19 protein-coding genes are annotated in these 20,761 nt (G+C 33.6%); all 19 read right to left on the minus strand.

All coding sequences use genetic code 11. The annotated features are described in order from the left end of the window. Positions 1-12 precede the first annotated feature (12 nt). The 19 genes from rseP to ylqF all read right to left on the minus strand — a co-directional run bounded on the left by rseP (position 13) and on the right by ylqF (position 20,744). Entirely contained in the window at positions 13-1,299 is a 1,287-nt protein-coding gene (gene rseP, locus KA878_RS05345) for an RIP metalloprotease RseP (protein WP_075108557.1), read from the minus strand. Between the two features lie 210 nt (positions 1,300-1,509). Beyond that, positions 1,510-2,292, minus strand: coding sequence for a phosphatidate cytidylyltransferase (locus tag KA878_RS05350; protein WP_053029303.1), 783 nt, complete (start codon positions 2,290-2,292; stop codon positions 1,510-1,512). Positions 2,293-2,295: 3 nt separating this feature from the next. After that, positions 2,296-3,066, minus strand: a complete 771-nt coding sequence (locus KA878_RS05355) for an undecaprenyl pyrophosphate synthase (RefSeq protein ID WP_075108556.1) — start codon at positions 3,064-3,066, stop codon at positions 2,296-2,298. A gap of 225 nt (positions 3,067-3,291) precedes the next feature. Further along, positions 3,292-3,846, minus strand: a complete 555-nt coding sequence (gene frr / locus KA878_RS05360) for a ribosome recycling factor (RefSeq protein ID WP_053029299.1) — start codon at positions 3,844-3,846, stop codon at positions 3,292-3,294. 17 nt (positions 3,847-3,863) lie between these two features. Further along, the gene (gene pyrH, locus KA878_RS05365) at positions 3,864-4,586 is read right to left on the minus strand and encodes a UMP kinase (RefSeq protein ID WP_053029298.1); all 723 of its coding nucleotides are present in this window, start codon (positions 4,584-4,586) and stop codon (positions 3,864-3,866) included. A 136-nt stretch (positions 4,587-4,722) separates the two neighbouring features. Then, positions 4,723-5,601, minus strand: coding sequence for a translation elongation factor Ts (gene tsf, locus KA878_RS05370; protein WP_053029296.1), 879 nt, complete (start codon positions 5,599-5,601; stop codon positions 4,723-4,725). 164 nt (positions 5,602-5,765) lie between these two features. Continuing rightward, entirely contained in the window at positions 5,766-6,554 is a 789-nt protein-coding gene (gene rpsB / locus KA878_RS05375; protein ID WP_011275944.1) for a 30S ribosomal protein S2, read from the minus strand. Between the two features lie 278 nt (positions 6,555-6,832). Continuing rightward, positions 6,833-7,606, minus strand: coding sequence for a GTP-sensing pleiotropic transcriptional regulator CodY (gene codY, locus KA878_RS05380; protein WP_193839419.1), 774 nt, complete (start codon positions 7,604-7,606; stop codon positions 6,833-6,835). Positions 7,607-7,627: 21 nt separating this feature from the next. Further along, positions 7,628-9,031 (minus strand): ATP-dependent protease ATPase subunit HslU, encoded by a 1,404-nt coding sequence (gene hslU, locus KA878_RS05385; RefSeq protein WP_193839420.1) that lies wholly within the window; start codon positions 9,029-9,031, stop codon positions 7,628-7,630. Between the two features lie 57 nt (positions 9,032-9,088). After that, complete coding sequence (gene hslV, locus KA878_RS05390) at positions 9,089-9,634, minus strand: ATP-dependent protease subunit HslV (protein WP_053029290.1); 546 nt, start codon at positions 9,632-9,634, stop codon at positions 9,089-9,091. After that, the gene (gene xerC, locus KA878_RS05395) at positions 9,635-10,498 is read right to left on the minus strand and encodes a tyrosine recombinase XerC (protein WP_228480623.1); all 864 of its coding nucleotides are present in this window, start codon (positions 10,496-10,498) and stop codon (positions 9,635-9,637) included. 174 nt (positions 10,499-10,672) lie between these two features. Continuing rightward, positions 10,673-11,980: an FADH(2)-oxidizing methylenetetrahydrofolate--tRNA-(uracil(54)-C(5))-methyltransferase TrmFO gene (gene trmFO / locus KA878_RS05400; RefSeq protein ID WP_075108550.1), complete on the minus strand. Its 1,308-nt coding sequence runs from the start codon at positions 11,978-11,980 to the stop codon at positions 10,673-10,675. Between the two features lie 24 nt (positions 11,981-12,004). Then, a complete protein-coding gene (gene topA / locus KA878_RS05405; protein ID WP_193839421.1) occupies positions 12,005-14,074 on the minus strand; it encodes a type I DNA topoisomerase in 2,070 nt (689 codons plus the stop codon). Between the two features lie 179 nt (positions 14,075-14,253). Then, positions 14,254-15,117 (minus strand): DNA-processing protein DprA, encoded by an 864-nt coding sequence (dprA, locus tag KA878_RS05410; protein WP_075108548.1) that lies wholly within the window; start codon positions 15,115-15,117, stop codon positions 14,254-14,256. 263 nt (positions 15,118-15,380) lie between these two features. Then, on the minus strand, positions 15,381-16,610 hold the full coding sequence (locus KA878_RS05415) for an aminoacyltransferase (protein WP_193839422.1): 1,230 nt from the start codon (positions 16,608-16,610) through the stop codon (positions 15,381-15,383). 293 nt (positions 16,611-16,903) lie between these two features. Next, the gene (gene sucD, locus KA878_RS05420) at positions 16,904-17,809 is read right to left on the minus strand and encodes a succinate--CoA ligase subunit alpha (protein WP_053029278.1); all 906 of its coding nucleotides are present in this window, start codon (positions 17,807-17,809) and stop codon (positions 16,904-16,906) included. Positions 17,810-17,830: 21 nt separating this feature from the next. Further along, complete coding sequence (gene sucC, locus KA878_RS05425) at positions 17,831-18,997, minus strand: ADP-forming succinate--CoA ligase subunit beta (RefSeq protein ID WP_053029276.1); 1,167 nt, start codon at positions 18,995-18,997, stop codon at positions 17,831-17,833. A gap of 111 nt (positions 18,998-19,108) precedes the next feature. Then, entirely contained in the window at positions 19,109-19,876 is a 768-nt protein-coding gene (locus tag KA878_RS05430; protein ID WP_193839423.1) for a ribonuclease HII, read from the minus strand. Next, on the minus strand, positions 19,857-20,744 hold the full coding sequence (gene ylqF, locus KA878_RS05435; protein WP_193839424.1) for a ribosome biogenesis GTPase YlqF: 888 nt from the start codon (positions 20,742-20,744) through the stop codon (positions 19,857-19,859). Before ylqF ends, KA878_RS05430 begins: the two co-directional genes overlap by 20 nt. Positions 20,745-20,761 lie beyond the last annotated feature (17 nt).

Raw genomic sequence — 20,761 nt, forward strand, 5'->3', positions numbered from 1 at the left:
CTCCTCCTTAATTTATAAGAAATAACGTTGTATGTCGTTCCAAGTTACTAGAACCATGATAATTAAGACAAATATAGCACCAGCTGCTATTATCATTGTTTCAGCTTTCTTATTCACTGGTCTTCTAAAGATGGCTTCATAAAGTACGAATAAGATTCGACCACCATCTAGTGCTGGGATTGGTAACAAGTTCATTATACCTAAGTTAACACTTAACAGTGCAGTGTAATACGTTAATGCAATAACACCCTGTTTCACAACAGAATCGACATTATGATAAATACCCACTGGACCATTTAACATGTCAAATGAAAATTGACCAGTAAATATACTTGCAATCATTGTACCTACTGCTTTAAATATTAACGTACTCGCACTTACAAACTGATCAAACCCTAAAGCTATTGGTTTAATTAATGTATGTTCTTTTTCCGGCTGGAAACCTAAAATGTATGTCGTTTCAGAATTTAATTTCGTTTGTTTAATTACTTGTTTCTTAGGTGTTATATCAACTGACTTGATTTGATTATCTCTTTCAAATTTTATCGTTGTTTTGTTATCTTTAATTTTATTCGCAGCAGATTGTATATCATCAAAATCCTTTGTTTTATACGGACCTACTTGAACAATTTTATCCCCAGCTTTTAATCCTGCTTGTTGTGCAGGGTAGTTATCAGCTAATTGCGCTACTGAAGTAGTAGGTGTACCTTGGAAATAAGCTAATGCAATAAATAAAACCAAAGCCAATATAAAGTTAAACAAAGGTCCTGCAAATAATGTTAAAAATTTTGGTAATGGTTTCTTGTGTGCAAATTGGCGATGGCGTGGTGCAATTTGGATTAAGCTTCCATTTTCAACGAAATAGGCCGTCTCAGCAATGTTAAAGTGATGGCGCTCATTGTCATATGATGTAATACCTTCTATATATAAATCATCTTTAAAGTCACATTTTTTGACTTCGATTGCTTCTATTTTTTGGAATTTATGTTGATCATCTAAAATAATATGCGTAATTTCATCTTTATCATTAAGCTTAACTTTAACATTCATTCCTGGTTCAACTGGCGGTTCTTCTAAACCATCCCCAGCCATTCTTACATATCCACCGACTGGTAATAGACGGATTGTGTATAACGTTTCATTCTTTCGGAAACTAAAGATTTTGGGTCCCATACCTATCGCAAATTCAGGACACATTATTCCAGCACGCTTAGCAAAGAACATGTGACCATATTCATGTACTGTAACCAGTACACCAAACACGATTATAAATGAGACAATAGTGATTAAATAACTCACGTGTTACACCTCAATTAAATTAATTTTCTACTTTATTCATAAGAATGATGTAGATTATCTATGATTTAGTTAAATTATTCAAGAATTTTACTTTTAATAAAAGGAGTTAAGAATTACATCATCTACTATATCTAGTCAAATGTGCACTCAATAACTCCTCAATTATAGCACTATACATTTTTCATATATAAATAAAACATTAAAATCATACTACATTTGTATTAATAAAATGTTGAGTAATGGTAAAACAAACATAAAGCTATCAAAGCGGTCTAATATGCCGCCATGACCTGGTAAAATTCGTCCAGAATCTTTAACACCAAAATGACGTTTAAATCCTGATTCAACTAAATCACCTAGTTGACCAAAAATACTTAAGATGATTGTTACTAATAATAGTAACCAAATGTTTAAATTAAAATCAACAAACCATAACATAACAATTGGTACTATTAAACTACAAATTAAGCCACCAATAAAGCCTTCGATTGTTTTATTTGGACTGATCACTGGCCACAATTTATGTTTCCCCATTAAACGACCGAAAATATAAGCCCCTGTATCAGTTAACCATACCACTAAAAATGCATAAAGTATGTAATGTAAGCCATCTGAACGTGTTGCATAGAAATACATAAATCCAATGCCTACGTATGCAACTGACATCAGACAAAATGCTGCGTCCATAAAACTAAATCTATTCTTAGACAATACAGTATAACTTAATAAAATAAAACTCATTGCGATTAAACTTTTTAACTGAATATCACTAACCCAGTCGCCTGCTGATTGAGGCAACATAATAATGATTAATGCTAATGCACTAAAAATGCCAGGGACTGAAAGTAATTTAATCATATTCATATTTAAGAGTTCTTTTAAAGCAATTAAAGCGAGTAAGTACGCAAACAACATGAGTGTTGTTCCACCCATTAATAAAATTGGGAGAAATATTATCAAAGCAATAATTGCGGTTAAAGTTCTAACTTTCATACGCTACTCCTTACTTAACCCTCCAAAGCGTCTTTGGCGAGATTGATATATTTTTAAACATTTTTTAAATTCTTCACCGTCAAAGTCTGGCCATAATTTCTCATTGAATATAAATTCACTATAAGAAGACTGCCAAATAAGGAAATTACTAATACGTTGTTCGCCAGAAGTACGAATTAATAATTCAGGATCTGGGTATGAATGTGTCATTAAATGCTTGGTTATCATTGATTCGTCAATATCTTTACTGCCTTGACCGTTATGTTGAAGTTCATCATAAATTGATTTCATACTTTGTACAATTTCAGCACGTCCACCGTAATTAATAGCAAATATCAATTTTAAACCTGTATTATTTTTAGTTTTTTCTTTTGCGTGTTCAATCGCTTCTATCGTCGATTTAGGAACGGCTTCCAGAAATCCAATTGTTTCAATTTGAACATTTTTTTCAATGAGTTCTGGTAAGAATGTTTTCAAAAAATTTACAGGCAAATTCATGATATAATTTACTTCATTTTCAGGTCTAGACCAGTTTTCAGTTGAAAAAGCGTATAAGGTTAAGTATTTAATGCCCAAATCACTTGCTTCTCGCGTTACCGTTTTAATCGTTTGCATACCTTCATAGTGGCCTTTTATTCTAGGCATTTTACGCTTTTTGGCCCAACGTCCATTGCCATCCATGATAATCGCTACATGTTCAGGTAAATTATGTAAATCTAAATCATCGTTCTGACTGATTTTAGTCTTATTTCTTTTTATTAGCTTTTTAAACATGGTCTTTCCTCCGAGCCTGATCATCTCTATTATATTATATTAGTTATTTAAGAAATCATCTATCATTTTATCATACTCGATAATGGCATTGAATAAGCAAATGAAAAAACTGTACCAAAGTCTGAATTGGCACAGTTTAGACTAAAATAATTTATAGTAATGTATAAAGTACACTTTGAATACAACTTACACATTATTAAATGAATTAATTTATTGTCGAACTCATTAAACAGACATAATGTCTTTTTCTTTGTCTTCTACTAATTGATCAATTTCCTTAATAGAATTATCAGTCGCTTTTTGTACATCTTCTGTTTGACTTCTTAAGTCGTCTTCAGTAATGTCTCCATTTTTTTCATCTTTTTTCAATTGGTCGTTAATATCGCGACGAATGTTTCGAATTGAAACTTTCGCATCTTCACCAATTTTCTTAACATTTTTCACTAACTCTTTACGACGTTCTTCAGTTAAAGCAGGAACTGTGATACGAATAACTTCGCCATCACTTGTAGGATTTACACCTAAGTTCGCAGCGTTAATTGCTTTTTCGATATCAGCCACTGAAGTTTTATCATATGGAGAAATAACTAATAAACGTGCTTCTGGCACATTGATACTAGCTAATTGTTGAACTGGAGTTGGAGCTCCATAATAATCAACTGTTACGCCACTTAATAAATTTGAATTTGCTCTTCCAGCACTGATATTTGCTAATTCACGTGATAAATTATCAATAGATTTACTCATTCTAGCTTTAGTGTCTTGAATAATGTCACTCATACTAATTACACCTCTAATTATTTAGTTATTAATGTACCTATTTTCTCGCCCATAACTGCACGTTTAATATTTCCTTCTTCCATAATTGAGAATACATTTAATGGAATATTATTATCCATGCAGAATGATGAAGCTGTTGAATCCATCACTTGTAATCCTTCTTGTAACATTTGGATATGTGTTAAGTGATCATACTTAACCGCATTTTTATCTACTTTAGGGTCTGCTGAATATACACCATCAACATTATTTTTACCCATTAAAATAACATCGGCTTCGACTTCTGCTGCACGTAACGCTGCAGTTGTATCTGTAGAGAAGTAAGGATTACCAATACCTGCTGCGAAAATTACAACACGTTTCTTCTCTAAATGTCTAATAGCTCGTCGACGAATATAAGGTTCAGCTACTTGTTTCATTTCAATAGAAGTTAACACGCGAGTGTCACATTCTAATTGTTCTAAACTGTCTTGAAGTGCAAGAGCGTTCATAACTGTAGCAAGCATACCCATGTAATCTGCTGTACCACGGTCCATACCTAAGTCACTACCAGTTTTTCCTCTCCAAATATTACCGCCACCAACGATAACTGCGATTTCACAATCCATCTTAGCAACTTCAGCTACTTGCTGTGCTACACTTTTAATAATGATTGGATTAATACCAAAACCTTTGTCTCCTGCGAGTGCCTCACCACTAAGTTTTAATACTACACGTTTATATTTAGAAGTTTGCGCCATTGTTTTTTCCTCTCTATTGTAAAAATATGTAATATATACAAGTAAAGAAGACACTGACGCGCCTTCTAACATAAAGTATGACTTTATAATAGAAAACCTCAAAGGTGTCTTCTTTCTTGTAAATCCTGTCGACAGATTATTTCATTTGACCTTTAACTTCATCTGCGAAGTTTTCTTCACGTTTTTCCATACCTTCGCCTACTTCATAGCGAACGAAGTCAACAAGTTTACCACCTTTAGATTTTAAGAAAGCTTCAACTGTTTGATCTGGATCTTTAACAAAGTTTTGATCAACTGCACAAATTTCTTGAAGATATTTACGTAAACGACCTTCAACCATTTTTTCAACGATTTTTTCTGGTTTACCTTCATTTAATGCTTGTTGTTTTAATACTTCTTTTTCGTGGTTAATTTCTTCTTCTTTAACTTGTTCAGAAGAAACATATTTTGGATTGATAGCTGCGATGTGCATTGCTACATCTTTAGCAGCTTCTTCATCAGTAGAACCTTCAACTACAGTTAACACACCAATGCGTCCACCCATGTGTAAGTATGCACCAAATGCATCGTTATCAGATTTAGTTCTGATTTCGAAACGACGGATGCTTAATTTTTCACCGATTGTTGAGATTGCTTCTTTCATTCTTTCATCAACTGTTTTACCACTTGATAATTTAGTTTCTAATAAAGCATCTACTGTTTCAGCTTTGCTATCAAGAATTTGATTAGCAATTTCTTTAACTAATTCTTGGAAGCCTTCATTACGAGCTACGAAGTCAGTTTCAGAGTTGATTTCAACGATAGCAGCTTCGTTTCCTTTAACTTCAACATGTACTAAACCTTCAGCTGCAATACGGTCTGCTTTTTTAGCTGCTTTAGCGATACCTTTTTCACGTAAGTAATCAATCGCTTTATCGATGTCACCATCAGTTTCTGTTAGCGCTTTTTTACAATCCATCATACCAGCGCCAGTTCTTTCACGTAATTCTTTAACAAGTTTTGCTGAAATTGCCATTAATTATTCCTCCAATATTTCTAATTGTAATAATAGATGATACCTAAATATTACCATTAAAGTCACTATAATTTCCAATACTCTAGTTAACTTTAATTATTATTTTTTATTATTTGAAAAAAGGGCGATAAGCATTACATCTTATCACCCATTTAAACTATATCTTAGTTTGATTCAACAGTAGTATTTTCTTCAGTTGATTCTGCTTCTTGAGATTCTTCTTTTTCATCTAAATTGATGTTTTGCTCTGCAGCTACTTCATCGTTAGAAACACCTTGTTGACCTTCTAAGACAGCGTCAGCCATTTTACCAGTTAATAATTTAACGGCACGAATAGCGTCGTCGTTCGCTGGGATAACATAATCAATTTCATCTGGATCACAGTTAGTGTCAACAATACCAACGATTGGAATATTTAATTTACGTGCTTCAGCAATCGCGTTGCGCTCTTTACGAGGGTCAACTACGAATAATGCTTGAGGCATTGATTTCATATCACGAATACCGCCTAAGAATTTAATTAAACGGTCGTATTCTTTTTTAAGTTCAACAACTTCTTTTTTAGGTAAAACGTCGAATAAACCGTCTTCTTCCATTTTCTCGATTTCAGAAATACGTTTAATACGTTTAGAAATTGTTTTATAGTTAGTTAAAATTCCGCCTAACCATCTTTGGTTAACGTAGAATTGACCAGCACGTTCTGCTTCAGCTTTAACTGATTCTTGTGCTTGTTTTTTAGTACCAACGAATAAGACTCTACCGCCATCTTCTGATACTTGTTTGATGAAGTTATAAGCTTCTTCAACTTTTTTCACTGTTTTTTGTAAGTCAATGATATAGATACCATTTCTTTCAGTGAAGATATATTTTTTCATTTTTGGGTTCCAACGGCGTGTTTGGTGACCGAAGTGAACACCGGCTTCTAGTAATTGTTTCATTGAAATTACTGCCATTTTAAATTCCTCCTAGTGGTTATTTACCTCCATAATAAACTCATATAAAGACAATGATTGAATTGCACCCTCTACATGTGCGTTTATTATGTGTGTATTGGCTTTATAGCCGACAATAATAATATCATACTTTTAATTGCCGTGCAACGTTAATTTATTGAATACGTCAATACGTAACACTTTCGATATTTCGAGCAATTAAAAAACTGCTGCAGATACATGTTTTAGCCTCGCAGCAGTTAAACTTCAATTTATTAGAATAATTATGCTAATACTAATTATTTATTACGTTCTAATTCTTCAAGGAATTTTTCTTTTTTAACTTTAATAAAGGTACCTTTCATCCCTAAGGATCGTGATTCGATTACACCAGCACTTTCAAGTTTACGTAATGCGTTAACGATAACTGAACGTGTGATACCTACTCTATCTGCTACTTTAGAAGCAATAAGTAAGCCTTCATTACCACCTAATTCTTCAAAGATATGCTCAATAGCTTCTTTTTCTGAATAAGATAATGAATTAATTGCCATTGTAATAGCTGCTTTATCACGCGCTTCTTTTTCAACTTCATTATGCTTCTCACGTAAAATTTCCATTCCAATTACTGTAGCAGCATATTCACCTAATACTAAATCATTTTCGTTAAAGCCATCTTTAACACGACCAAGTACTAATGTACCTAATCTTTCTCCCCCACCAAGAATAGGGAATACAGTCGTACGACTATCGTTAAATAATTCTTTGTCTTCTGGAGGGAATACTGTTAATTCATTATTAATATCAATATTTGATTCAGTTTGTCTAACATCCATTAATAGTTCAGTATACTCACTAGGAATATGTTTACTTTCTAACATGTCATTGATTCTTTGACTCTTTAAAAGTTCATTTAAACTTGAACCTAAAATTTTGCCTCTACGTGAAACAATAAATACGTTCGTTACAGTAACGCTACTAATTGTTTGAGCCACGTCTTTAAAGTCAACGGCAATACCCTTATGTTTTTGTAATAGTGTATTTAATTCTCTAGTTTTAGATAATAAGCTCATAAAATTTCTCCTTTATTTATATTATAAAATAAATGCACTTAAATCTTTATTTGTTGAAATAGATTTCAACTTATCATCAACATATTGTGGTGTTATATCTACTACAGCATTTGGCATGCTAGGTGCCTCAAATGATAAATTTTCAAGCATTTTTTCTAGGATTGTGTGTAAACGACGCGCACCAATGTTATCAGTGTCTTGGTTTACTTGATAAGCCATTTCAGCTAATCTTGTAATCGCTTCCTCGGTAAAGTTCACAGTGACCTCTTCAGTTTGGAGTAGTGCCTCATATTGCTTAATTAGTGATAGTTTAGGTTCTGTTAATATTCTGTAGAAATCATCCACAGTTAAGCTTTCTAATTCTACTCTAATCGGGAAACGACCTTGCAATTCAGGTATTAAATCGCTAGGTTTAGATACGTGGAATGCCCCCGCACCAATAAATAGCATATGTTCAGTATTTACAGTACCATACTTAGTTTGAATCATGCTACCTTCTAAGATTGGCAAGATATCTCGTTGAACACCTTGTCTTGAAACATCTTGACCACTATTAGCATTATTCGTTGCTACTTTGTCAATTTCATCAATGAAGATAATACCCATTTGTTCTGCCAACTCTAATGCCTCTTGATTCGCCGTCTCTTGGTCTATTAACTCATCCGCGAAATCATCAGCTAAAATCTTACGTGCTGTTTTAACAGGCACTTCACGTTCAACCTTACGTTTAGGCATGAGTTGATTCATCATATCTTGCATTTGCTGATTTTGATTAGTACCTAGCATTCCAAGTGCACCTGGATCTTGTTCAACTTTAATTCTAACTTTCTCTTCTTCAAGTTTACCATCTAATAATTGTTTTTTGATTTCTGAACGCTTCGTTTTAATTTCTTCAGTTGGTGTTTCTTCTTCCTCATCATCATTATTACCAAAGTTTGGAATTGCGCCACCAAATAATGACTCTAATGGATTGTTGTTATTTGATGCTTTTTTCTTCATACTTGGCACTAATAATTTAACTAATTTTTCATTTGCTTTATTAAGCGCTTCATCTTTGACCAAGTCTTTCTTTTGATCTTTAACAAGTCTTACTGCCACATCCACTAAATCACGAACCATACTCTCAACATCTCGTCCAACGTAACCTACTTCAGTAAACTTAGTGGCCTCCACTTTGATAAATGGGGCGCCAACAACCTTAGCCATACGTCTAGCTATTTCCGTTTTACCAACACCAGTTGGACCAATCATTAAAATATTCTTAGGTGCGATTTCTTGCTTAGTTTCTTCGTCAAGCAAACTTCTTCTATAACGATTTCTTAACGCAATGGCAACTTTACGTTTAGCATCATCTTGCCCAACTATATATTCATTTAATTTAGATACGATATCTTTAGGTGTTAATTTTATACCATTTGCATCCATATCTTTTACCTCCAACCTAATATACGTCCATTTATATTCATTTCCATTTGTTTAACGTTAAAGTGTTTCCACTATAATATTATCATTAGTGAACACACAAATGTCAGATGCAACTTTCAAACTTTCATAAGCCATTTCTTTTGCTGACAAATGACTAGCATGGCGTTTCAATGCTCTTCCAGCACTTAATGCGTAGTTTCCACCTGAACCAATTGCAATTAAATCATCATCTGGTGCAATCACTTCTCCAGTTCCGCTCACCACTAATATTGCATCTTTGTCCATTACAATTAGCATTGCTTCCAATTGACGCAGTTGTTTATCCCCACGCCATTCTTGTGCTAGCTCAACAGCTGCACGTTCTAAGTTACCACTGAATTGTTGTAACTTTGTTTCGAATTTCTCGAACAATGTGAAAGCATCTGCAACACTTCCAGCAAATCCAGCAAGTACTTTCCCTTCGTATAATCTACGAACCTTACGTGCTGTTTGTTTCATAATGACTTGCTCACCAAGTGTCACTTGTCCATCACCAGCCATTGCCGCTTCACCATTGTGTCTAACAGCATAAATCGTTGTTGCATGTAATGATGTTTTACTCATTTATTTACTCTCCTTTTTCGCTCGAGGATGTGCATTTAAATACACTTTACGTAATTGTTGATTAGATACATGTGTATATCGTCCAGTGGTTGAAAGATTTACATGTCCTAATAAAGATTGTACCGTTCTCAAATCCGCTCCTTGATTAAGTAAGTGTGTTGCAAACGTATGTCTAAGTTTATGGGGATGAATTTCTGTCACTCCTGCTGTACGTTTTACAACATCATTTAATACATACCTAACGCCCCTTTCAGTTATAGGTGCGCCATTCATATTAACTAATAAATATGAATGTTTGGCATGTTGTATCGGTTTGAATTCACTTAAATATTGTTCAATACTTTGGCGACAAAATTCTCCAAACGGAACAAATCGCTCTTTGTTTCCCTTTCCTAGTACCTTGACACCAGGTAAAGACATATCAATATCTTTAAGTTGTATATTTACTAGTTCTGAAACACGTATACCAGTTGCATATAATAATTCTAAAATAACTCGATCTCGTAATCCCTTTTTAGAATCTTGAGCTACAGTTTTAAATAAAGCCTCCATCTCTTCTTCATAAAAAAACTGTGGTAAATAGTTTTCCTTCTTAGGATGAACCAGTTGAACAAAAGGATTGATGATTGTCTCATCTTGTGTCATCCAAAACTCATAGAAAGTTCTTAACGTTGAAATCTTCCTTGATACAGTAGTACGTTTCAAATTTTGCGAATATAAATAACTTAAATAATTTCGAGCATCTTTATATTCAAATTTTTTTAGGCTTAACAACTCTTGATCTAAAAAACGATTAAATTGTACTAAATCATCATGATATGATTTTAAAGTATGGTCGGAGAAATTCCTTTCAACTTTGAGCATATTTAAGAATGTAACTTGGATTTCTTCCACTTAAAAATCCCCTCCATCATATGCATTGTAGCATATAACATGAAAGGGACTAAAACAATTAGCTATAGAATTCAAAATCTTTTGAGAATTCTTTAAAACTTTGAATTGACACATTTTCTATCAATTATAAAGTTTATATTATTTTTAAAGTGTTTTCTTATAATTTTCTAAATATTCGAGTGCTCTATTTGCTTGTGCCTCGTAACGTTCTTTTTTATCTTTGATACGTTTTTCAAGTGATGGGAGTAAACCAAAATTAGCATTCATAGGTTGGAAATTCTTTTCATTTTTGGCATGTGAGATGTAATACGCCATACTACCTATCATTGTCTCTCTTGGGAATATTACTTCACCTTTATCTAATATTTTATGAGCTAGATTGATGCCAGCAACAAGGCCACTTGCTGCACTCTCAACATAGCCTTCAACACCTGTCATTTGACCTGCAAATTGAATTCGATTTTCTTTAATCAATTCATACTTTTCATTTAACACGTCAGGAGAGTTAATAAAAGTATTTCGATGCATGACACCATATCGAACGATATCAACATTTTCTAAACCAGGGATAAGGCGAATGACTTCTTTTTGAGCACCCCATTTTAAGTGTGTTTGGAAACCAACAATATTATATAGCGTGCCTGCAGCATCATCTTGTCTTAATTGAACAACAGCAAATGGACGTTTGCCTGTTTTTGGGTCTTCAAGTCCCACTGGTTTCATGGGTCCAAATAATAATGTTTTACGTCCGCGTTCAGCCATTACTTCAAAAGGCATACATCCTTCAAAGTATTTTTCTTTTTCGAATTCATTTGTTGGTGCAACCTCTGCTTCAAGTACTGCATCATAAAAGCGATTGAATTCTTCTTCTGTCATTGGACAATTAAGATAAGCTGCTTCACCTTTATCATAACGTGATTTCAAATACACTTTATCCATATCTATGGATTCTTTTTCTATTATTGGAGCGGCAGCATCATAAAAATAAAGTTGATCTTTACCAGTAATGTCTACGATTTCTTTAGCTAAATTTTCAGTAGTTAATGGGCCCGTAGCAATAATCGTATACCCTTCAGGAATACTATTTATTTCTTCATTAATTACTGTAACGTTTGGATGATTTCTTAAAGTTTCAGTAATGTAACCAGAAAAATCATGTCGATCAACTGCTAATGCACCACCAGCAGGCACTCTTGCTTTATCAGCAGCAGAAATAATTAACGAGTCTAATCGTCTCATTTCTTCTTTTAGTACACCTACACCATTTGTTAAAGCATTACCACGAAGTGAGTTAGAACATACTAGTTCTGCAAATTTATCAGTATGATGCGCTGGTGTTTGTTTAACAGGACGCATTTCAATCAAATTAACCTTGATTCCTCGTTGAGCTAATTGGTAAGCAGCTTCTGAACCAGCTAAGCCTGCGCCAACAATATTTACAGTTTGACTCATGGTTTTCCTCCTTTTAATTTCTATCTATTTTTGAACTTCTTCTTTGTAATCACAGTTAGAACATATAACTTGTGAGCTACGTCCTTTTTTATGTTCCATTAAGTAATGATTACACTTAGGACAATCACGGCCAACAGGTTTATCCCAAGAAATAAAATCACATTCGGGATAATTTGAGCAACCATAGAATAATCTATTTTTCTTAGATTTTCTTTCAACAACATCTCCATCTTTACATTTAGGACATGTAACACCAATCGTTTTAACAATCGCTTTCGTATTTCTACAATCTGGGAAGTTTGAACATGCCATGAATTTACCATAGCGTCCCATTTTAATTACCATAGGCGAACCACAAACTTCGCAATCTTCACCGGCTGGTTCATCTTTAATTTCAACTTTTTCCATTTCTTCCTCAGCACGTTCAACGTCTAATTTGAAACTTCCATAAAAGTTATCAATTACTTTTCTCCACCCGATATCTCCTTCAGCAATTTTATCCAATAATGTTTCCATATTAACCGTAAATTCCACATCAATAATTTCAGGGAAATAGTCCTTTACTTGTTCGTAAACGATTTCACCTAATTCTGTAGGAACAAATCGTTTGCTTTCAAGTTTGACGTAATTACGTTTTTGGATTGTATCAATAGTAGGTGCGTAAGTTGATGGTCTACCGATTTTTAGTTCTTCTAATGTTTTGACTAAACGTGCTTCTGTATATCGTGGCGGTGGTTGTGTGAAGTGTTGTGCTGGCTCAATTTGCGTCGCAGTTACTTCATCACCTTTACTTAAATTTGGTAATTTGTTTTCTTTTTCATTATCTTTATCGTCTTTGGCCTCAACATAAAGTGTCATGAAACCTTTAAATTTAATTGTTTGACCGTTCGCTCTAAATTTAATGTTATTTTGAGTAACATCTAAAGCAACCGTGTCTAGGATTGCTGGTGCCATTTGACTTGCCACAAAACGTTCCCAAATCAATTTATATAAACGATGCTGATCTCTCGTTAAGTACGATTTCATTTCATCAGGTGTGCGTAAAGTACTTGTTGGACGAATTGCCTCATGGGCATCTTGATCACCTTGTTTACCTTTCGCTGTTCGATTAGAAATATAATCTTTACCATACTTATCTTCAATATATTTTTTTGCTTCGTCTTTTGCTGTTTGTGAAATACGAGTAGAATCCGTTCGCATATATGTGATTAATCCAACTGTGCCTTGTCGTTTTAGATCGATACCTTCATATAATTGTTGTGCAAGCATCATTGTTTTTCTCGCTTTAAAATTCAACTTACGCGCTGCTTCTTGTTGTAATGTTGATGTTGTAAACGGATTAGCAGGATTTCTAGTTTTTTCCTTTTTATTCACATTTGTTATTTCAAACTTATCGCCGTCTAGTTCAGTTGTGATTTTTTCAATATCTTTTTTAGTTTTTAACTTAAATGGTTTGTTTTTATAATGAAGAAACTTAGCAGTAAATTTTGATTTTTTATATCTAAATTCACCTTCTATAGACCAATATTCTTCAGGCTTAAAGTTACGAATCTCATTTTCTCTATCGATAACTAATCTTAAAGCAACAGATTGAACACGTCCTGCTGAAAGTCCTTTTTTCACTTTCTTCCATAAAACTGGTGAAATGTTATAACCAACTAATCTATCTAAAATACGGCGTGCCTGTTGTGCATCTACTAAATTCATTTCAATGCCACGAGGGTGTTTGAAACTTTCTTTTACCGCATCTTTTGTAATTTCATTAAATACTACTCTGTTTTCTTTTGTATCATCAAGTTCTAAAATTTTTGATAAATGCCAAGCAATCGCTTCACCTTCACGGTCAGGGTCACTCGCAAGAAAGACATTTTTAGCTTTCTTAGCGTATTTTTTTAAATCTTTTACTACTGGACCTTTACCGCGAATTGTAATATATTTCGGTTCAAAATTATCTTCTACATCGACACCCATTTGACTTCTTGGTAAATCTCTAACGTGTCCCATAGAAGCTATCACTTTATACTTTTTACCTAAATATTTTTCAATGGTTTTAGCTTTTGCAGGCGACTCAACTATGACTAAATTATCTGCCAAAGTGAATTCCCCCTTGCTATTTCAATTACTAAAGATAAATGATAAACGGTCAATTTTGATTTTGTCAATGTTTAAATTCTATTTATGTGTTTTTTAAACTTATTTTAATAATATTTTTAGCTATATATTAGAAATAAATGTACATTATTTATACAATAAAACGGCTATATTTAAGAATGTTAATAATCACAAGTGATATCTTCTGCTTTAGTAACAATCATCGCTCCTTCTTGTGCACGTCTCAAATTCCCTTTCGTTAATGGGTTGAAAAGTGAGCCTGGCAGTACGTATACATTTCTATTTTGTTCTAGTGCACAATCAATAGTAATTTGACTACCACTCTTAACCCGAGCTTCAGTAATTAATACACCTTTAGAAAGACCACTTATCAATCGATTGCGTTGCGGAAAGTAATAGCGTCTAATACGGTCAAAGGGTGGATATTCACTTATGACTAATCCTTTTTCTTCAATTATATTGCGTAATTTTTGAGTTTCTTTGGGATAATGATGTAAATGGCCATAACCTAAGATAGCTATAGTTGGAAGATGGTATTTCAATGCGAATTGATGCGCCATACTATCGGCACCTTTCGCCAAACCAGAAATGATTGTTAAAGGAATATGCGTAAATTGTGGAAATAAGTATTGAATTGCTTTAGCAGAATACTGTGTTGCGCTTCTTGAGCCTACAACGCCTAATGTATTTAACGATGTTAGCAAGTTAATCTTACCGCGGTAAAATAATACAAATGGATAATCGTAAATTTCTTTTAATAGTTTAGGATAGTTCCCATGAAATATTGTTATAAAATTTATATTATATTGGTTAAGAAATGATAGAATATCTTTCTCGTCTAGATCATAGAATTTATTGTAACAATGGCCTTGGTGATATAGAGTGTCCCAGGTTTTAATTGTGCCAATTTGGTCATTATTAGAGTAGCTAAAAAAGTCAGGATACAATCTTAATAAATGATGAAGATGTTGTGTCGTATATCCCGCCCATATCAATTTCAAAAGTATCATATCGTTGTTAATCATGAAGTCGTCTCCTTTGATAACATTATAGAATAAATATGTCTTTGGCGCACATTTCAATTACAATACAATTTAGCACAAATATTCATTAACACTTAATGAGTAATTTCTACATTGAATTATGTAAACTATCCAATATAGATTAAAACAAATAAAATAATCTGAAACTTAAAAGTCTCAGATTATTTTGAAGTTATCAAGTTTCATGTGTCCGCAGACGAAACGTTCAAGTTAACGTTTATTTAGTTGTTCCCAATGAGTTTTCCTCATTTTCGGTATAGCTTGTATAAACATTTATTGACTGGCTTAATAAAATCTCCTACGTATTCCTCAATAAAGGCATTAAATCCTTTTTTAAACTGTTGCACACCATAATCTTCTGCTTCATTGCCAAAGTCACCAGTAATTCCATAAAAATTGTACCGATGAATACCTAGTTTTTTTGCGTGACATATCATATCCCATTGTAATCGATATGCCCCCATAAATTCATTATATTTAGGATTTGAGCCACTTGATAAATAATACATTTCATGCGCATTATGAATAAATAATGCCGCTGCTAAATCTAATAATGTACCATCTGTAATGATTAATTGTTCAGTTTTTACTATTTTGTTATAAAGGCTCTCTAGCTGTTGATTTAATTGGTGATATTTTGTTTTTGTCTTTTTTGAATTAGAATTCACTTTTAATGATTGTTTAATTTCAGTCATTTCCTCTTCTAATTCTATCGCATGTTGTTTTAATAGATTTATATACTTATTTAAATCAATATAAGCTAACTTTATACATGCTTTATCGCCATAAATTTCAAGCATTTGTTTGAAATAAGGTTCTTCTTGAAAATGAAAACCATGTTTTTCTTCAGCCATGTGAAACAGTCGATAAAATCTACTCGTTTCTTTAATTGATAAAGTTTTAATTTGTACACCCATTTCAATTGTCTTCATAATGTTACGTCTTGTTTGATATGACATGTCTTTTAATAATTGTTGTTCACTTTTATCTTTTAAATCTAATATAGAATGCCATCTTATTTGACTCATCGATGAATAACCAGTTGTAAAACCTTGATGTTGGTATCCTAATTTATGCATTACCTTAAACCACTGTTTATTGTTAAAGTGTTCTATAATCTCACCATCAGCACTTCTTATATTCTCCAAGACATAAGGATCAACGAGTATGAAAACACCTCTTCGCATACGTACATAATGCGTTAATTTTCTAAAGAAAAATTCAACTAACGCTAAATTAGTATAATCCATCACCGGTCCTCGATGGGTATAAAAATATTTAAACACCTTAAATATACGAGCATCAGTTAATAAACAGGCAGCAATAACAGTGTTATTTTCCTTCACTCCGACAAGGTGAGCACCTAAATGTCGTTCCTTACGATATATGTATAAATCATTTACCTGTGTATAATGTGAAAAATGATGACCTACGAATGTATTAAATTCTTCTATGCTAAGCTTTGTAAAAATCATATTTAAAACTCACTTCCAATCATTTATGATGGCCCTAATATAAGATACGTCTTCAGTACAAATCATAAATTCAAAGTGGTCTTATTATTAAATGTTGTCGTTTCATGTTGTTCTCTCCTATCATTTATACACTATAAATATAATATCGCTATTAAATAAAAAAACAAATAAATTTCTCGAAATTTATTATAAAAAGAGATGTATTTTAAAACAAAATAACTCCGTTCAAAGTATTTAGAAGTTATAATACTTTGAACGGAGTATAGTGAATCATTTATTGATTTACAATCTCATTATTTAATTGTTAATAATTCTTCATAGATACCAGCGTCTTTAGCTGCTTCGATTAATGTTGTACCGATTTCTGAAGGTGTATCAGCAGTTTTGACACCACAATCATTTAATGTTTTAATCTTTTCGGCTGCTGTACCTTTACCACCAGAGATGATTGCACCAGCGTGACCCATACGTTTGCCTGGAGGCGCTGTTTGACCGCCAATAAATCCAACAACTGGTTTATTCATATTAGCTTTAATCCATTCAGCAGCTTCTTCTTCAGCTGTACCACCGATTTCACCAATCATTACTACAGCTTTCGTGTCTTCATCTTCATTAAATGCTTTAAGCACGTCGATAAAGTTTGTACCATTGACTGGGTCGCCACCAATACCTACAGCTGTAGTTTGACCAATACCTTCTTCAGTCAATTGATGAACTGCTTCATATGTTAATGTACCAGAACGAGATACAACACCAACGTGACCTTTCTTATGAATATAGCCTGGCATAATACCAATTTTACATTCATCAGCAGTAATAACACCTGGACAGTTAGGTCCTACTAAACGTGTTTTTCTACCTTCTAAATAACGTTTAACTTTGACCATGTCTACAACAGGAATATGTTCAGTGATACAAATTACCATATCTAAATCTGCATCCGCAGCTTCTAAAATAGAGTCCGCAGCAAATGGCGCTGGAACATATACTACAGATACATTAGCACCTGTTTCTTCTTTAGCTTCAGCAACAGTGTTATAAACAGGCACGCCTTCAACCACTTGTCCACCTTTACCTGGTGTTACCCCTGCGACAATTTGTGTGCCATAATCAAGCATTTGTTTTGTATGGAAAAGGGCAGTAGACCCTGTAATACCTTGTACCATTACTTTAGTATTCTTATCTATAAATACACTCATCTTAGTGTTCCCATCCTTTCCTTACGCTTCTTTAACAAGCTTAACAATTTTTTGTGCACCTTCAGCCATTGTAGCTGCTGGTTCAATTGCTAAACCTGATTCATTTAAGATTTCTTTACCGCGTTCTACATTTGTTCCTTCTAAACGGACAACTAGTGGTAAAGTTAATTCAACTTCTTTAACTGCTGCCACAATACCTTCAGCGATAACATCACATTTCATGATTCCACCGAAGATGTTTACAAAGATACCTTTAACATTGTCGTCACCTAAGATGATTTTGAATGCTTCAGTAACTTTTTCTTTTGTAGCACCGCCCCCTACGTCTAGGAAGTTAGCTGGATTTCCACCAAAATGATTAATTGTATCCATTGTAGCCATAGCTAAACCAGCACCATTAACCATACAACCAATATCTCCATCTAATGCAATGTATGATAAGTCATATTTAGATGCTTCAATTTCTTTCGGATCTTCTTCTTCTAAGTCTCGTAATTCTTGAATATCTTTATGTCTAAATAATGCGTTATCATCGAAATTAATTTTAGCATCTAACGCTAAAACGTCACCGTCTCCAGTAGTAACTAATGGGTTAATTTCAACGATTGAGCAGTCTTTTTCAATAAATACATTGTATAGAGAAATTAAGAATTTCGCTGCTTTGTTAATTGATTCTTTTGGAATATTAATATTGAAAGCAATACGACGCGCTTGATATGGTGATAAACCAACAACTGGATCGATTGTTTCTTTGAATATTTTTTCTGGTGTTTTAGCAGCAACTTCTTCAATTTCAGTACCGCCTTCTTCTGAAGCCATTAAAGTAATGCGATCAGTTGCACGATCAATAACAAAACCTACGTAATATTCTTTTTGAATATCGCAACCTTGTTCAATGTACAAACGTTTTACTTCTTTACCTTCAGGACCAGTTTGATGTGTGACTAATTGCTTACCTAATAATTCATTGGCATAAGTTTCAACCTCAGATAATGATTTAGCAATTTTAACTCCACCTGCTTTACCTCTACCCCCAGCGTGGATTTGTGCTTTAACCACATAAACCTCAGTGTCTAATTCTTTTGCCTTCTCCACTGCTTCTTCAGCAGTAAATGCAACTCGTCCTTCTGGAACGGCTACGCCCATAGAACGAAATATTTCTTTACCTTGATACTCGTGGATATTCATCTTCCATCCTCCTACTTCTTAGGTTAAGTTCAGTTATAATTATAGAAAATGAAAGCGCTATTGTAAACTGAAAGTATTCTACTTTTTGCAATTAATTTAAAATTCAAATAATTACGTCATAGATTTGATTGGTTCGAAGCTGCGTCGATGATGAGGCGTAATGCCATAGCTATCTAAACCTTCTAAGTGTGCTTTCGTTCCATAACCAACATTTTTTTCAAATTCATAACCTGGATATTCCTCAGCAATTTCTCTCATCAAATCATCTCGATATTCTTTTGCCATTATACTCGCTGCAGCAATTGATACACTTTTAGCATCACCTTTAATAATCGATGTTTGAGGGATTTGAGTGTCTAAAGCCATTGCATCAATGAGTAAATGGTCTGGCTGATTTACCAGTTGGGTCAAAGCTCGATTCATTGCTATTTTGGTTGCATTATAAATATTGAATTCATCAATTTCTTCAGGACTTGCTATACCATAGGCATATTCAAGTACACCCTCTTTTAGTTGTGCATTTAGCACTCGTCTTTTAGTCGCCGATACTTTCTTAGAGTCATCTAAACCTAAATAGCGATGACCTTGATTTAATATAACCGCACACGCAACCACGGGTCCTGCAAGCGGACCGCGACCCACTTCGTCAATCCCACAGATTAATGTTTGAGGATTGGTAGCTAACAACGCATCCTCAAATTGATTCATTTGATAATAGTGGTCGACAATGTCTTGTTCTTTAAGCAGTTGTTTACGACGTCTTGATATAGCTTGATGTACACCTTTACGGGTGTCTTGGTTAAATTCATGCTGCTCTAATTCATCTAATGAATGTATGTCAGCTAATATACGTTTAATTTCATTTATTGTCTGTGTCATTTTCTAATTCACACTTCATTTCTGAATATAAGTCGAAACAATATGTCCCAATTTTAGCATTACGTACATCGTTAATGATAAGTTCAATAACCGCTTCATAATCGACTTCATTTCCTCTTTGTAGAAGACCGCGTCGACGACCAATCGCATCAAACCATTCTAATATTTCGGCATCTACAGGTACATCAATTTTATAATGCTGTTTAAATCCATCTAAATCATGATGAATTAAAAATTGTAGACCATAGATTGCAACTTCATCTAAATGTACGATGCTATCTTTAATCGCACCCGTTAGACTTAATTTCTTCCCAACCGTTTCATCTTCAAATTTAGGCCATAAGATACCAGGTGTATCTAACAATTGTAGCGACTGTCCTACTTTAATCCATTGTTGTTGTTTTGTCACACCAGGTTTATTACCAGTTTGAGCAATATTCTTTCTTGCTAATTTATTAATTAATGTCGATTTACCCACGTTAGGTATCCCCACAATCATAGCTCTAATGGCCCTTGGTTTAAGACCTTTAGCTTTCTCACGCTCAAACTTTTCTTTTGTTGCAGCAATCGCCGCAGTTTCGACGCCCTTTAAATTTTTACCATGTTTTGCATCGACTGCAACAGGATAATATCCTTTGTCTATAAAGAAACTTTCCCATTTCTGCATCTCATTTAAATTAGCCATATCTTTTTTATTGAGAATAACCACACGTGGTTTCTGTTTAATTACTTCATCAATCATTGGATTACGAGAACTATATGGAATTCGTGCATCAACTAATTCAAATACAACGTCTACTTTCTTCAGTTGTTCTGTAACTTCTCTTTTAGCTTTTGCCATATGTCCTGGATACCATTGTATTGCCATTGATTGTCACCTTACTT

This window comes from Staphylococcus sp. GDY8P57P (assembly GCF_017892585.1).
GTDB classification, from domain to species: domain Bacteria; phylum Bacillota; class Bacilli; order Staphylococcales; family Staphylococcaceae; genus Staphylococcus; species Staphylococcus borealis.

What these genes read in the sequence shown, in the direction of transcription:
- KA878_RS05350 (WP_053029303.1), bottom strand. Translation starts at nt 2,292, where the DNA reads ATGAAAGTTAGAACTTTAACCGCAATTATTGCTTTGATAATATTTCTC.
- KA878_RS05355 (WP_075108556.1), bottom strand. Translation starts at nt 3,066, where the DNA reads ATGTTTAAAAAGCTAATAAAAAGAAATAAGACTAAAATCAGTCAGAAC.
- frr (WP_053029299.1), bottom strand. Translation starts at nt 3,846, where the DNA reads ATGAGTGACATTATTCAAGACACTAAAGCTAGAATGAGTAAATCTATT.
- pyrH (WP_053029298.1), bottom strand. Translation starts at nt 4,586, where the DNA reads ATGGCGCAAACTTCTAAATATAAACGTGTAGTATTAAAACTTAGTGGT.
- tsf (WP_053029296.1), bottom strand. Translation starts at nt 5,601, where the DNA reads ATGGCAATTTCAGCAAAACTTGTTAAAGAATTACGTGAAAGAACTGGC.
- rpsB (WP_011275944.1), bottom strand. Translation starts at nt 6,554, where the DNA reads ATGGCAGTAATTTCAATGAAACAATTACTAGAAGCCGGTGTTCACTTC.
- codY (WP_193839419.1), bottom strand. Translation starts at nt 7,606, where the DNA reads ATGAGCTTATTATCTAAAACTAGAGAATTAAATACACTATTACAAAAA.
- hslU (WP_193839420.1), bottom strand. Translation starts at nt 9,031, where the DNA reads ATGGATGCAAATGGTATAAAATTAACACCTAAAGATATCGTATCTAAA.
- hslV (WP_053029290.1), bottom strand. Translation starts at nt 9,634, where the DNA reads ATGAGTAAAACATCATTACATGCAACAACGATTTATGCTGTTAGACAC.
- xerC (WP_228480623.1), bottom strand. Translation starts at nt 10,498, where the DNA reads ATGCTCAAAGTTGAAAGGAATTTCTCCGACCATACTTTAAAATCATAT.
- trmFO (WP_075108550.1), bottom strand. Translation starts at nt 11,980, where the DNA reads ATGAGTCAAACTGTAAATATTGTTGGCGCAGGCTTAGCTGGTTCAGAA.
- dprA (WP_075108548.1), bottom strand. Translation starts at nt 15,117, where the DNA reads ATGATTAACAACGATATGATACTTTTGAAATTGATATGGGCGGGATAT.
- KA878_RS05415 (WP_193839422.1), bottom strand. Translation starts at nt 16,610, where the DNA reads ATGATTTTTACAAAGCTTAGCATAGAAGAATTTAATACATTCGTAGGT.
- sucD (WP_053029278.1), bottom strand. Translation starts at nt 17,809, where the DNA reads ATGAGTGTATTTATAGATAAGAATACTAAAGTAATGGTACAAGGTATT.
- sucC (WP_053029276.1), bottom strand. Translation starts at nt 18,997, where the DNA reads ATGAATATCCACGAGTATCAAGGTAAAGAAATATTTCGTTCTATGGGC.
- KA878_RS05430 (WP_193839423.1), bottom strand. Translation starts at nt 19,876, where the DNA reads ATGACACAGACAATAAATGAAATTAAACGTATATTAGCTGACATACAT.
- ylqF (WP_193839424.1), bottom strand. Translation starts at nt 20,744, where the DNA reads ATGGCAATACAATGGTATCCAGGACATATGGCAAAAGCTAAAAGAGAA.